Source organism: Stutzerimonas sp. VN223-3, from assembly GCF_045999685.1.
GTDB classification, from domain to species: Bacteria; Pseudomonadota; Gammaproteobacteria; order Pseudomonadales; family Pseudomonadaceae; genus Stutzerimonas; species Stutzerimonas stutzeri_AR.
In genome coordinates, this window is the sequence record NZ_RBEC01000001.1 from 1,029,951 (window position 1) to 1,043,873 (window position 13,923).

Below are 13,923 nucleotides of genomic sequence, written 5' to 3' on the forward strand. Positions count from 1 at the left end.
TTTCGCATAGCAGAGAGACAGGGGCTTCGTGGCCCCTTTTTTGTGCATGCAGCCGGCGTGCGTGTTCGAGGACGTCATGCCATAAGCTTTTCCGATCATGCGTTGCTGGATTTTCTAGTTGGACACCGCCCGCCCCACTTGCCGAGACTCGAACCAGCTTCACGAAGGACCTAACGAACGAAAAGCTAGCAAACGCCAACAGAGCGACTGGAGAAGACCCATGAAAACAATAATTTTTTCTCGCTTCGGGCTTCCGGCCCTCGCCTGCGCTATCGGCCTGGCAACGTTTAGCGCGCAGGCCGCGGACAAATGGAACATGACTGCAGAGAACCCTGACGGAAACTCCATCACGGAAGTAGCCAAGGAGTTCGCCAAGAACGTGGCGGAGGCTACGGACAACGAATTGCAGATTCGCGTGCACGGCAATTCGATGCTGTTCAAGCGACCCGAGGTCAAACGAGCGGTTCAGACCGGCCAGGTACAGCTTGGCGACGTGCTGATGTCGGTGCTTGGTAACGAAGATCCGATCTTCGAAATCGACAGCGTGCCGTTCCTGGCCCGCAGTTATCCACAGGCGCGCAAGCTCTGGGAAGCCAGCCGCCCTCTGATCGAAGCGCGCCTGGAAAAACAGGGCGTCAAGCTGTTGTATGCCATGCCCTGGTCGCCGCAAAGCATCTACACGCAAAAACCGGTCACCAGCATGGCTGACTTCGATGGCATGAAATTTCGCGCCTACAACCCTGCGACTTCACGAATGGTGGAGTTGATGGGGGCTGTCCCGACGGTCATCAACGTGGCCGAGGTGCCGCAGGCGTTCAGCACCGGGATGATCAACGCCATGCTGACTTCACCGACTACGGGTGTAGATACCCAGGTCTGGGACTTCGCCGAGCACTACTACGATGTACAGGCCTTCATTCCGAAGAACATGGTCATCATCAACGCTCGTGCGTTCAATCGCCTGTCGAAGGGCGTGCAGAAGGCGGTACTCGATGCAGCGGCGAAGGCCGAAGAGCGGGGCTGGCAAGCCGCCGAAGCCGAAACGGGCGAACTGACCAAGACGCTCGCCGACAACGGCATGCAGGTTCACGCCGAGGCGCCGGCCGATGTCGAAACAGCGCTGGCCGATATCGGCCACACCATGACCACCGAGTGGCTGGAGAAAGCCGGTGCGGATGGTCAGAAGATCCTCAGCGATTACAAGGATTGAGTGGTGCTTCGTCCCGTCCTGGATAAGGGCGGGACCATGACGGAGGTAAGCTCATGAAGTCGCTAAAACCGCTGTATGAATTCTGTGGCCTGTTGTCGGGTGTGTTCATGGTGCTGATCTGCGCCTTGGTCGTTGCACAGATTTGCGCCCGGCTGCTCGGCACCATGGTGCCTTCTTCGGACGAGCTGGCAGGTTACGCCATGGCATCGTCGGGGTTTCTGGGGCTCCCTTACGCGCTGCATAGAGGCGCGCATATCCGCGTATCGCTGCTGTTCAAGGCGCTTTCCGAACGCGGCCAACAACGGCTGGAAATTGCCGGAACCCTGGTCGGCCTGGCCATCGCCGCCTACCTCGCATGGTTTTCCATGTTGTTCGTCTATGAAAGCTACCTGTTCGGCGAGGTGTCCTCCGGGCTGCTGCCGATTCCGATGTGGATACCGCAAGTGCCCATGGTGCTTGGCACCGCCGTGCTGGTCGTCGCGATGCTCGATCGACTGATCTGTTTCGTAATGGCGCGCAGTTTCGAGGTTGCCGATGCTCAGCCCGCGTTGAGTGAGTGAGCACGCTCGCGTCCGTTTTTCCAACAATAATCAGCGAGATTACCGTGGACTATTTCATCCTTTGCACGACTTTGCTTGTCGCGCTCTTCGTATTGCTGGGCGCTGGTGTCTGGGTGGCGTTGTCGCTGCTGGGCGTGGGTATCATCGCGATGGAGGTCTTCGGAGGTGCACCTGCAGGGCCTATCCTGGCGACTACAGCTTGGGCGGCAAGTGCAAGCTGGACGCTGACGGCCCTGCCGCTGTTCATCTGGATGGGGGAAATTCTCTATCGCACCAAGCTTTCCCAAGATATGTTCCACGGCCTCTCGCCCTGGATCAGGTTTTTGCCGGGCCGGCTTCTGCATGCCAACGTCCTCGGTTGCGGCATTTTCGCCGCTGTCAGCGGGTCGTCCGCTGCGACGGCCGCGACGATCGGCCGTATCTCGCTTCCGGAACTCAAGTCGCGCGGTTATCCCGACGCCATATCCATGGGGTCGCTTGCCGGTGCCGGTACGCTCGGTCTGCTGATCCCGCCTTCGATCATGATGATCGTCTATGGCGTAGCCGCCCAGGTGTCGATCTCTCGCCTGTTCATTGCCGGGTTGCTACCGGGGCTTCTGCTGCTGGTCATTTTCTCGGGGTATCTGATGGTCTGGTCGATGATCAATCGCGAGCAGATCCCAGCGGACAACGAACGGCTTTCCTTTCGCGAGAAAATCGCTCGGGCAAGGTTGCTGATCCCCGTTGCGTTGCTGATCGTTGCGGTCATCGGCTCGATCTACGCTGGCATAGCAACCGCCACCGAGGCGGCAGCGGTTGGCGTCGTCGGCGCGCTGGTGATTGCCGGTGTGTCGGGCTCGTTGACTCGCGAGACCTTCATGGCCAGCTTGATGGGCGCCGTTTGTACGTCCTGCATGATCTTCTTCATCTTGCTCGGTGCCCACTACCTGACGGCCTCGATGAGCTTCACCGGTCTGCCGTCTGCGCTCGCCGATTGGATCGTGGCCAAGCAAATGTCGCCTTATGTGCTGCTGTTTTCGCTCACCGTGCTTTTCATCGTGCTTGGCTGCTTCCTGGACGGCATCTCCATCATCCTGCTAACCACCGCGATCATCATGCCTGCCATTCAGGCGGCGGGTATCGATCTGCTCTGGTTTGGCATCTTCGTCATCCTCGTTGTCGAGATGGCACAGATCACGCCCCCGGTGGGTTTCAACCTGTTCGTGATCCAGGGCCTTACCGGTCGGGATCTCTGGTCGGTAGCCCGGGCAAGCATGCCATTCTTCTTCCTGATCGCATTGGCGATGCTTCTGATCACCGTGTTTCCGCAGATCGTCCTGGCACTGCCTCAGGCGGTGACCGGGCAGTAGCGCAGGAGCCGGTTGGCATGGCGTTGGCCGGCCCATGGGCCTGGGGAGCTACAAATGGCGCTCCCGTATCTGACAGGTCGACGTGTCCAGCTGGCCCGCCATGATCGATCAGCTGCAAAAGCTCGCCTAATTCAGGATCCGGTCCGCGGCACCTGCAATCTCTGGCCCCGACGCTGATCGATCTAGCAACGGTCAGTGAGTGCAGCTCGGCAATTTGAGCGAACCGATCCCAACGAAGACGCAGCAGTCGATGGCCGTCGTTCCCGCAATCAAATATGACCGCCCGGTCGCTGACGTCGCCACACCAGAGAGTGCATGCATCGATGTATTCCCGGTTTACTGAACTAACGTTGAACTTACACGTTGCGTTATCAGTCACCTCCCGCGACTGCCTTAGTCTAATTCCCAAGCCAGACGGAGCGAAAAAATGGCGTTCTTTACAGCTGCCAGCAAAGCCGACTTTCAGCAACAACTGCAAGTGGCCCTGGCGCAGCATGTCGACGAAAAACTTCTGTCACAAGTGGGACTTTTCGCCGAGCAGTTCTTCGGGATCGTCGCGCTACCCGAGCTCACCGAGCGACGCATGACCGATCTTGTCGGCTCAACGTTGGCCAGTTGGCGCCTGCTGGAACGCTTCGATCCGGGCAACCCGGACGTTCATGTATTCAACCCTGATTATGAGAAGCACGGCTGGCAGTCGACCCACAGCGTGGTTGAAGTGCTGCATCCGGATATGCCGTTTCTGGTTGACTCGGTGCGGATGGAGCTGACCCGCCGCGGCTACGCGATTCACACGCTGCAGAACAGCGTGCTGCAGGTCCGCCGGGACGCCGATGGCAGTCTGCTAGAACTGCTGCCCAAGGGCAGCTCCGCTGAAGGCAGCGACGCCGAGTCGTTGATCTTCGTCGAAATAGACCGCTGCGCCAGCGCCGCTGCCTTGCGCGAACTGGAGCAGTCGCTTCACGGTGTTCTGGCCGATGTACGTCTGGCTGTGAACGATTTCCCGGCGATGAAGGCGAAGGCCGAAGAACACCATGCCCGCCTGGGCACGCTGCAGCAGAACGATGCCCAGCTTGCCGAGAGCATGGATTTCATGCGCTGGCTGGCAGACGATCATTTCACCTTCCTTGGCTATGAAGAGTTCACGGTCATCGATCAGGGTGACGGTGGCCGAATCGTCTATGACGAGTCGTCCCTACTGGGCTTGTCGCGCACGTTACGTACGGGCCTCGAAGAAAGTGAACAGTTGATCATGCCGCCGGCCCTGGCCTATTTGCGCGAGCCGCTGCTGCTGTCCTTCGCCAAAGCGGCGACGCCGAGCCGGGTGCACCGGCCGGCGTATCCGGATTTCGTCTCCATTCGGGAGTTCGACGAGCAGGGGCGGGTAATCAAAGAGTGCCGCTTCCTCGGCCTGTTTACCTCCTCTGTCTACACCCAGAGCGTCCGGCGGATTCCCTATATCCGCAGCAAGGTCGCCGAAGTAGTGAAACGCTCCCACTTCGAAGATTCGGCGCATCTGGCTAAGGAGCTGATTCAGGTACTTGAAGTGCTGCCGCGCGACGAGCTGTTCCAGATGACCATCGATCAGCTCTTCGATACCGCCATCGCGATTGTGCAGATCCAAGAGCGCAACAAGCTGCGGCTGTTTCTGCGCATCGATCCCTACGGTCGCTTCTGCTACTGCCTGGCCTATGTGCCGCGAGACAGCTATTCGACCGAAACGCGGCTGCGTATTCAGCATGTGTTGGTGGACAGGCTCGAAGCCAGCGGCTGTGAGTTTTCAACTTACTTCTCCGAATCAGTGCTGATTCGCGTGCAGTTCCTGCTGCGCCTGGATCCGAACAAGCAGGTGCAGTTCGATCCGGCCCAATTGGAGCGGGAAGTGGTGCAAGCCTGCCGGACTTGGCAGGACGACTATTCCAGCGTGGTAATCGAGCGCTTCGGTGAAGGCAAGGGCACCGGCATTCTCGGTGATTTCCCGAAGGGCTTCCCAGCTGGTTACCGCGAGCGCTTCGCCCCTCACTCGGCTGCGGTCGACATGCAGCACGTACTGAGCTTGAGCGAGGAGCGCCCACTGGTGATGAGCTTCTACCAGCCGATCACGGCGGTGGAGAATCGTCTGCACTGCAAGCTCTATCACTTGAACGCACCGTTGCCGTTGTCGGACATGTTGCCGATTCTGGAGAACCTTGGTTTACGTGTGCTTGGTGAGTTTCCCTTCCATCTGCGGCGTAAGGATGGTCGCGAATACTGGATTCATGATTTCGCCTTCACCTATGCCGAGGGGCTCGAAATCGATCTGATGGAAATCAACGAGCCGCTGCAGGATGCGTTCATTCATATTCATAACGGTCAGGCAGAAAACGACGCCTTCAATCGGCTGGTCCTCACGGCAGGGCTGACCTGGCGCGAAGTGGCGCTGTTGCGGGCATACGGTCGTTATCTCAAGCAGATTCGCATGGGCTTCGATCTCGGCTATATCGCCAGCGCGCTGCTCAACCACACCGACATTGCCCGTGAGCTGGTGCGCCTGTTCAAGATGCGTTTCTATCTGGCGCGCAAGCTTGGCGAAGAAGACCTGGCCGACAAGCAGGCTCGGTTGGAGCAAGCCATCATCACGGCACTGGATGATGTCGCGGTACTCAACGAAGATCGCATCCTGCGGCGCTATCTCGCGCTGATCAAGGCAACCCTGCGGACCAACTTCTATCAGGCCGATGCTAACGGCAAGCCGAAGAGCTACTTCAGCTTCAAGCTCGATCCGCGGTCAATTCCAGAAATGCCGCGTCCGGCGCCGAAGTTCGAGATTTTCGTCTATTCGCCGCGAGTCGAAGGCGTGCATCTGCGCGGCGGCAAGGTCGCTCGCGGCGGGCTTCGCTGGTCCGATCGCGAAGAGGACTACCGGACTGAGGTGCTGGGCCTGGTTAAGGCGCAGCAGGTAAAGAACGCTATTATCGTGCCGGGCGGCGCCAAGGGCGGCTTCGTGCCACGCCGGCTGCCGAGCAACGGGTCGCGTGATGAGGTGTTGGCGGAGGGCATCGCTTGTTATCGGATCTTCATTAGCGGTTTGTTGGACATCACCGACAACCTCAAGGACGGCAAGGTGGTGCCGCCTGCCAACGTGCTGCGCTACGACGAAGATGATCCTTACCTCGTCGTCGCGGCCGACAAGGGCACCGCAACGTTCTCCGATATCGCCAACGGCATCGCTGCCGAGTACGACTTCTGGTTGGGCGATGCCTTCGCTTCCGGCGGTTCGGCCGGATACGACCACAAGAAGATGGGCATCACCGCCAAGGGCGCCTGGGTGTCGGTACAACGGCATTTCCGCGAACGCGGCATTAATGTCCAACGAGACAATGTCAGCGTGATCGGCATTGGCGACATGGCAGGCGACGTGTTCGGTAACGGCTTGTTGATGTCCGAGACTCTGCAACTGGTGGCCGCCTTCAATCACCTGCACATTTTCATCGACCCGGAGCCGGATGCGGCGCGCAGCTTCATCGAGCGAAAGCGTTTGTTCGATCTGCCGCGTTCGTCGTGGACTGATTATGACGCCTCGCTGATCTCAGCCGGTGGTGGCGTATTCCCACGCTCGGCCAAGCGCATCGGCATTACGCCGCAGATGAAGGCGCGCTTCGAGATCGAAGCGGACTACCTGACGCCGGCCGAATTGATTCACGCGCTGCTCAAGGCGCCGGTGGATTTGCTTTGGAATGGCGGCATCGGCACCTACGTCAAGAGCACCGCGGAAAGCCACGCGGATGTTGGCGACAAGGCCAACGACATATTGCGGGTCAATGGGAACGAGCTGCGGGCCAAAGTCATCGGTGAGGGTGGCAATCTCGGCATCACTCAACTTGGGCGAGTCGAATACTGCTTGCATGGCGGCGCGGCGAACACTGACTTCATCGATAACGCGGGTGGGGTCAATTGTTCCGACCACGAGGTCAATATCAAGATCCTGCTCAATGAGATCGTCAGTGCCGGCGATATGACCGGCAAGCAGCGCGATCAGCTGCTATTCCAGATGACCGACGCGGTGGCCGAACTGGTGCTGCATGACAACTACAAGCAGACCCAGGCGCTATCGCAGGCCGAACACCGTGCGCGTGAGGGGAGTGGTGAGTACAAGCGGCTGATCAGCACGCTTGAAGCGGAGGGATTGCTGGACCGCGCATTGGAGTATCTGCCAACCGAGGAGGCGCTGGTCGAGCGCGCAACCTTGGGCAAAGGCCTGACGCGTGCAGAACTCTCGGTGCTGATCTCGTACAGCAAGATCGACCTGAAGGAGGCCATTCTGCAGTCACGCGTGCCGGACGATGCCTATCTGGCGCGGGAAATGGAAAGTGCGTTCCCGCAACTGCTAGCCGAGCAATATCGCGGTGCGATGTTGCAGCATCGTCTGAAGCGAGAGATCGTCAGCACCCAGATCGCCAACGACCTGATCAACAACATGGGCATTACCTTCGTTCAGCGTCTCAGAGAGGCCACGGGCCTGAGCGCTGCAAACGTTGCGGGCGCCTATGTGATCGTGCGGGACATCTTTCATCTACCACACTGGTTCCGTCAGATCGAGGCGCTGGACTATAAGGTGCCGGCCGAACTGCAGATGAATCTCATGGAAGAGCTCATGCGGCTGGGGCGTCGCGCGACCCGGTGGTTCTTGCGCAACCGCCGTAGCGAGTTGGATGCGGCGCGTGACGTCGGGCATTTCGGTCCGCGTGTCGCAGCGCTCGGATTGAAGCTCGACTCGCTGCTGCAGGGCGGTACTCGTGAGCTTTGGCAAGCCCGTTATGAGCGCTACACCGAGGCAGGCGTTCCTGAATTGCTGGCGCGGATGGTGGCCGGCACCAATCATTTGTATACGTTGTTGCCGATTCTTGAGGCCGCTGACGAAACCGGCCAGCCGCCGGCTGAGGTCGCGGCTGCGTATTTCGCCGTCGGTGGCGCGCTGGAATTGCCTTGGTATCTACAGCAGATCACAGGGCTTCCGGTCGAGAACAATTGGCAGGCGCTGGCGCGGGAAAGCTTTCGCGATGATCTCGACAGCCAGCAGCGCGCAATTACCGTTTCGGTGTTGCAGATGAACGGCGCGCCCGAGGACTTGGATGCTCGCGTTCAGCTCTGGCTGGAACAGCGCGAATATCAGGTCGAGCGTTGGCGGCGGATGCTGGTCGAGCTGCGCGGCGCCGGCAACGTCGACTATGCCATGTATGCCGTTGCCGGACGCGAGTTGCAGGATCTGGCGTTGGAAAGCGCGCAACGCTAGCGAATGATCAACTGTCGGGATTTGCTGGCGGTTGGTTGGTGAGTAATAAAACGCCGGCGCATTTTTTGCGTTGGCGTTTTGTATTCGGCTACTGGTTCTGCAGTTGCGTTGCACGGTGAAGTCGCCTGCGTACGCCGTCGCGGATGAATCGTGCCGTGTTCGAGCCGAAATCAGTCCGGCTGGGCAGTCCGGTGGCCGAGGCGGAAGCGGGTAATTTGGGGCAGGTCACGCAGATAGCGAACCATGTCGGGGGCGCCAGCGAACTTGAGCCCTTCGCCCAGCGCATTGGCGGCTGGCTCTCGTTTGTCCAGCAACAGCAACTCGGAGTTGCTGGCGTTGCGCAATAGCGTTAGGCGGGCATAGGGCACCTTTGCATCCAGCAGCAGACCCATGAACTCACGGTCATTCCATGCCTGGGCCGGCATGGTGACGGCGTGGTATTCATTGTCTAGCGCTTGCAACCCGCCTGTATCGAGCCGGTAGTCGGTCAGCTCGCATGGCAGGGCTATTTCAAGGCCTCGCAGTCGCGCATAGGCAATGGCGCAAGCGAAGGCTTCGGCATGATGCTCACCTGACCAGTAAATCCGCTCGCCAAGCCAGCTGGCCTGGCGAAGTTCGATCGGGGCATTGGCCTGGAAGTCGGGTAGGGCCGCAGTGATGGTTCGCACGAAATCCTTGTAGCTGATGATGCGTAGCTGGCGGCAGGCCGGGGTGGCAGCAAAGGCTTCGAACGTTGGATAGAAATTTCCATCCGTGTTTTGCCCTCCGAGCCCGTCTATCTGCCGAAGATCAAGCGCTGGGTAACTACTCACCTCCTCTCGCACGAGGCGGGTCAAGGCTGCGCGAGCTCTGGCTTTGTCCTCTTGAATTGGACCTGAGAGCGCCCCCCTGGGGAGATCGACGAATCGTTGCAGGCAGGGCCCGTCGTGCCAGAAGATACTTGGCGCTGGCTCGGAGAGCGGAGTGAAGGGCAATTGGATTTGGCTGGCATGCTCAAGAACATGACGCGGCGATTTGCCGGTCAGTCCAAGGCGTTGGGCAAATCTGGCGATTCGGGAGGTCACGGACGGCATCGGCTCGGGCAGGCTCATCATTGTGGATGAACGCGTTGGGCTACGGCCAAAGTGTGGCAGAGCCGGCGACGGCGCGCACTGCCTTTGCCGAGCTTTTGCCTGCGGCGATAACGCATAGGCGTGTTTGTGAAAGGCCGCGCGTCACTCGTGGAATGCCACAATGGCAAAATCGCTGCACTGATCAATGAGGAGCCTCCATGCCAAACCTCGTACTGGATATCGCGTTACCTGCCGACAGGCTGCTGGCTGTCTATCAGGGGCGTGCCAATCGTATCCTGATCAAGAGCCGGGAGGGGACGAGGGTCAGCTTACCGGCACATCATCTGCGACCCTTTCTGACAGCGGCCGGCGTATTTGGTTCATTTGAGATGGAATTCGCTCCGGAGGGCAAGCTGATTCGCTTGCGCCGGCTCGATTAGGCGCATTTTTCCATAGGCGTTCGCTTTGTTGAGCTTGCGTTCCGCGCCGCTGGGACTACCTTCCGCCTGCTATACTCTCGCGCCACACTTTCCAGGATCTAGGCTGCGTATGTATAACCTGGCCCGCCAGTTGCTCTTCAAATTCACCCCTGAGACTTCCCATGAGCTGTCGCTCGACCTTATCGGTGCGGGCGGTCGCCTGGGCCTTAATTCGATGCTGAGCAAGGCACCGGCCAGCTTGCCGGTGCGGGTGATGGGACTGGATTTCCCCAATCCGGTGGGGTTGGCGGCTGGGCTGGACAAAAATGGCGAGGCTATCTGCGGCATGTCCCAGTTGGGGTTTGGTTTTGTCGAAGTGGGCACCGTGACCCCAAGGCCGCAGCCAGGCAACCCGAAGCCACGCATCTTCCGTCTACCTGAAGCCGAAGCGATCATCAACCGCATGGGGTTTAACAACCATGGCGTCGATGCGCTGTTGGAGCGGGCCGATGCGGCCCGTTTCAAAGGTATCCTGGGAATCAATATCGGCAAGAATTTCGATACACCGGTTGAGCGCGCCCAGGACGATTACCTGTTGTGCCTGGACAAGGTCTATCACCAAGCGAGCTACGTCACCGTGAACGTCAGCTCGCCCAACACGCCGGGGCTGCGCAGCTTGCAATTTGGCGACTCGCTCAAGCAACTGCTCGACGCGCTTCGTCTGCGTCGGGAAGATCTGGAAGTGTTGCATGGAAAGCGCGTGCCGCTGGCCATCAAGATCGCGCCGGACATGACCGACGAAGAAACCGTGCTGGTTGCCGAAGCTGTGCTGCAGGCCGGGATGGACGCCATCATCGCGACGAACACTACGCTTGGTCGTGAGGGCGTTGCCGGCCTCGCTCATGCAGACGAGGCGGGAGGGCTTTCTGGCGCGCCGGTGCGCGAAAGGAGTACCCACACCGTCAAGGTGCTGGCTGAAACTCTGGCTGGTCGTCTGCCGATCATCGCAGTCGGTGGCATCACCGAGGGGCGACATGCGGCGGAAAAAATTGAAGCCGGTGCGAGCCTGGTACAGCTGTACACGGGCTTTATTTATAAAGGGCCGGCATTGATTCGTGAGGCTGTGGATGCCATCGCGGCGCTGCAATCGCGAAAAGACGTAAATCGCTAATCTGTTGCCCGGTGGGGCTCCCTGAGGGAGCCCCGGGCTTCAAGCCCGCCGCCCGGGTGGGGCGTGCCAGTTGAAGTCGGTTTGATCCTGAATCAGCCGACCGCGTGAAGTTCGTTCAATCGATGAAGGCCGGCGGCGCCGGTCAGACCATCCCAGTTGTCGCCGCGACCCTCCCGCCAGCCGTTAATCCAGGCTTGGCGTACTTCAGGATGGGAGAAAGGACAGAGGTCGCGAGATTTACCGTGTATGCCATGCTGATAACCGCGTAGAAATGCTCGTTCCATCGGATCACGCTTGAGTCTTCTCATTGGGTATTGCCCTCAGTGGTTGACTGGTGTTCCTGTTGACCTCAAGGCGAGGTCGGGCAGATCGACTGCCAGCGAAACCCGCTGCCGGCGTGGCGGATTTCTACCGAACATCGTTGCGATGCCGGATTGAGTCGAGTTCTAACCCAATGTCTCCGAGGCGGGAATGATCGTTTTGTCATAAGTAAGTAACGAAACCATGCTGCTGCCCATAAGGCGCGCGAACCGTGACGCTCGTGAGACCCATTGCGGCCCTGCTACTCCTGTACTCCGATGGAAGACAGCGGGAATCGATACAAAATGTTGAAGCCGATCCGGGGTCGGGCCAAGCCCCAACCGAATCTAAATTTTCTGGAAATGCCATGACTGATCGCCACGAACTTATCCTCACCTGCCCCAAGGGACTCGAAGGCCTGTTGCTCGAAGAAGCCGTTGGGCTCGGACTCGAAGAGGCGCGTGAACAGACCGCCGCGATTCGCGGGTTCGCCGGCATGGAGGTTGCGTATCGGTTGTGTCTCTGGTCGCGACTGGCCAACCGCGTGTTGCTGGTGATCGATCGTTTCGCCACGGAAAACGCTGAAACGCTGTATGACGGAGTCCACCGGATCGACTGGTCGGAGCACCTCGAGGCGACTGGCAGCCTGGCGGTGGAATTCAGTGGTCACGGATCGGGAATCGATAATACTCACTTCGGCGCGTTGAAGGTCAAGGATGCCATCGTCGATCGCCTTCGCACAGCTTCCGGTGAACGCCCGAGCGTCGACAAGTTGAATCCGGACCTTCGCATACACCTGCGTCTGGATCGCGGGCAGGCGGTACTTTCCCTCGACCTTTCCGGGCACAGCCTGCATCAGCGCGGCTACCGTCTGCAGCAAGGTGCCGCGCCGCTAAAGGAAAACCTCGCCGCCGCCGTACTGATACGTGCTGGCTGGCCTCGTATTGCCGCATCCGGCGGCGCGCTGACGGACCCGATGTGTGGCGTCGGCACCTTTCTCATCGAAGGCGCCATGATGGCGGCAGATATTGCACCGAACCTGCGCCGTGAGCGTTGGGGCTTCAGTGCCTGGCTTGGGCACGCTCCGGCGATCTGGAATCGTTTGCATGCAGAAGCGCAGGCGCGTGCCGAGGCGGGTCTAGCCAGAAAGCCGCTGTGGATACGCGGCTACGAGGCGGATCCGCGGCTGATACAGCCCGCCAAGAACAATATCGAGCGAGCCGGGCTGGCGAGTTGGATTCGGGTCTACCAGGGTGATGTGGCGACGTTCGAGCCTCGGCCCGATCAGAACCAGAAAGGCTTGGTGATCTGCAATCCACCCTATGGCGAGCGTCTGGGCGACGAAGCGAGCCTGGTCTATCTTTACCAAAATCTCGGTGAGCGCCTGCGACAGGCCTGCCTTGGCTGGGAATCGGCAGTGCTGACCTCCGCCCCGGACCTCGGCAAGCGCATGGGCATCCGTAGTCACAAGCAATACGCCTTCTGGAACGGTGCGTTGCCCTGCAAGCTCTTGTTGATCAAGGTGGAGCTGGATCAGTTCGTCACCGGCCGGCGTACGACGTCCACCGAGTGTCACGCCGATCAGGAACCAGCGGAGGAACTGGCGCGCCTCAGCGAAGGCGGGCAGATGTTTGCAAACCGATTGCAGAAAAATCTGCGGCTGCTGGGCAAATGGGCCCGTAAGGAAGGTATCGAATGCTACCGCCTGTATGACGCGGACATGCCGGAGTATGCGTTGGCTATCGATCTATACGGTGAATGGGTGCATGTGCAGGAATATGCACCGCCACGCTCGATTGATCCGGAGAAAGCCCAGGCGCGTCTGTACGACGCACTCGGCGCGATTCCCCAGGCGCTGGGTATTTCCCGTGATCGGGTAGTGGTCAAGCGCCGCGAGCGCCAGAGCGGAACGCGTCAGTACGAGCGCCAGGCCAGCCAGGGAGAATTTCTCGAAGTCAGCGAAGGCGGCGTCAGGCTCCTGGTGAATCTTACCGATTACCTGGACACCGGGCTGTTCCTCGATCATCGCCCGATGCGCCTGCGCATTCAGCGCGAAGCCGCTGGCAAGCGCTTCCTCAACCTGTATTGCTACACGGCTACTGCCACGGTGCACGCCGCCAAGGGCGGCGCTCGCAGCACTACCAGTGTCGATTTGTCGAAAACCTATCTGGATTGGGCGCGGCGCAATCTGGCGCTCAATGGCCTGTCCGATCGACAGCGTCTGGAGCAAGCGGATGTAATGGCCTGGCTGGAAGAAGACCGTGGCGAGTACGATTTGATTTTCATCGATCCGCCGACCTTCTCCAACTCGAAGCGTATGGAAGGTGTCTTCGATGTCCAGCGTGATCATGTCGCCTTGCTCGACTTGGCAATGGCGCGATTGGCAGCAGGCGGTACGCTGTATTTCTCCAACAACTTCCGCAAATTCGTGCTCGACGCAGGCATTGCCGAGCGTTACGCCGTCGAGGAAGTCACTAGCGCCACGCTGGATGAGGACTTTCGCCGCAACAGCAAGATTCATCGGGCCTGGAAACTTCAGGCGCGCTGAGTGTCAGGCGGCATAGCCTTTTGATGGCGATGCTGCCAGGTG

The 13,923-nt window shown here is 59.5% G+C and carries 9 protein-coding genes; 7 read left to right on the top strand and 2 right to left on the bottom strand.

The window, feature by feature from the left end; translation table 11 throughout:
* Positions 1–220: 220 nt before the first annotated feature.
* The 4 genes from D7241_RS04775 to D7241_RS04790 all read left to right on the top strand — a co-directional run bounded on the left by D7241_RS04775 (position 221) and on the right by D7241_RS04790 (position 8,391).
* Positions 221–1,210: a TRAP transporter substrate-binding protein gene (locus D7241_RS04775; RefSeq protein ID WP_408100515.1), complete on the top strand. Its 990-nt coding sequence runs from the start codon at positions 221–223 to the stop codon at positions 1,208–1,210.
* A gap of 53 nt (positions 1,211–1,263) precedes the next feature.
* Positions 1,264–1,770 (top strand): TRAP transporter small permease, encoded by a 507-nt coding sequence (locus D7241_RS04780; RefSeq protein ID WP_408100516.1) that lies wholly within the window; start codon positions 1,264–1,266, stop codon positions 1,768–1,770.
* A gap of 44 nt (positions 1,771–1,814) precedes the next feature.
* A complete protein-coding gene (locus D7241_RS04785) occupies positions 1,815–3,119 on the top strand; it encodes a TRAP transporter large permease (protein WP_408100517.1) in 1,305 nt (434 codons plus the stop codon).
* A gap of 427 nt (positions 3,120–3,546) precedes the next feature.
* A complete protein-coding gene (locus D7241_RS04790; RefSeq protein WP_408100518.1) occupies positions 3,547–8,391 on the top strand; it encodes an NAD-glutamate dehydrogenase in 4,845 nt (1,614 codons plus the stop codon).
* A 170-nt stretch (positions 8,392–8,561) separates the two neighbouring features.
* Here D7241_RS04790 and D7241_RS04795 read toward each other — a convergent pair whose 3' ends face one another.
* Entirely contained in the window at positions 8,562–9,485 is a 924-nt protein-coding gene (locus D7241_RS04795; protein ID WP_408100519.1) for a DUF6685 family protein, read from the bottom strand.
* A gap of 176 nt (positions 9,486–9,661) precedes the next feature.
* On the opposite strand from D7241_RS04795, the gene D7241_RS04800 reads away from it, so the two are divergent.
* The gene (locus D7241_RS04800) at positions 9,662–9,883 is read left to right on the top strand and encodes a DUF2835 domain-containing protein (RefSeq protein ID WP_408100520.1); all 222 of its coding nucleotides are present in this window, start codon (positions 9,662–9,664) and stop codon (positions 9,881–9,883) included.
* 109 nt (positions 9,884–9,992) lie between these two features.
* Positions 9,993–11,033 carry a quinone-dependent dihydroorotate dehydrogenase gene (locus tag D7241_RS04805; RefSeq protein WP_408100521.1) on the top strand — a complete coding sequence of 347 codons (1,041 nt, stop codon included), beginning with the start codon at positions 9,993–9,995 and terminating at the stop codon, positions 11,031–11,033.
* 92 nt (positions 11,034–11,125) lie between these two features.
* Here D7241_RS04805 and rmf read toward each other — a convergent pair whose 3' ends face one another.
* Positions 11,126–11,341, bottom strand: a complete 216-nt coding sequence (rmf, locus tag D7241_RS04810) for a ribosome modulation factor (RefSeq protein ID WP_021207445.1) — start codon at positions 11,339–11,341, stop codon at positions 11,126–11,128.
* Between the two features lie 359 nt (positions 11,342–11,700).
* Here rmf and rlmKL point away from each other — a divergent pair, with 359 nt between their 5' ends.
* Positions 11,701–13,881, top strand: coding sequence for a bifunctional 23S rRNA (guanine(2069)-N(7))-methyltransferase RlmK/23S rRNA (guanine(2445)-N(2))-methyltransferase RlmL (gene rlmKL, locus D7241_RS04815; RefSeq protein ID WP_408100522.1), 2,181 nt, complete (start codon positions 11,701–11,703; stop codon positions 13,879–13,881).
* The last annotated feature ends 42 nt before the right edge of the window (positions 13,882–13,923 follow it).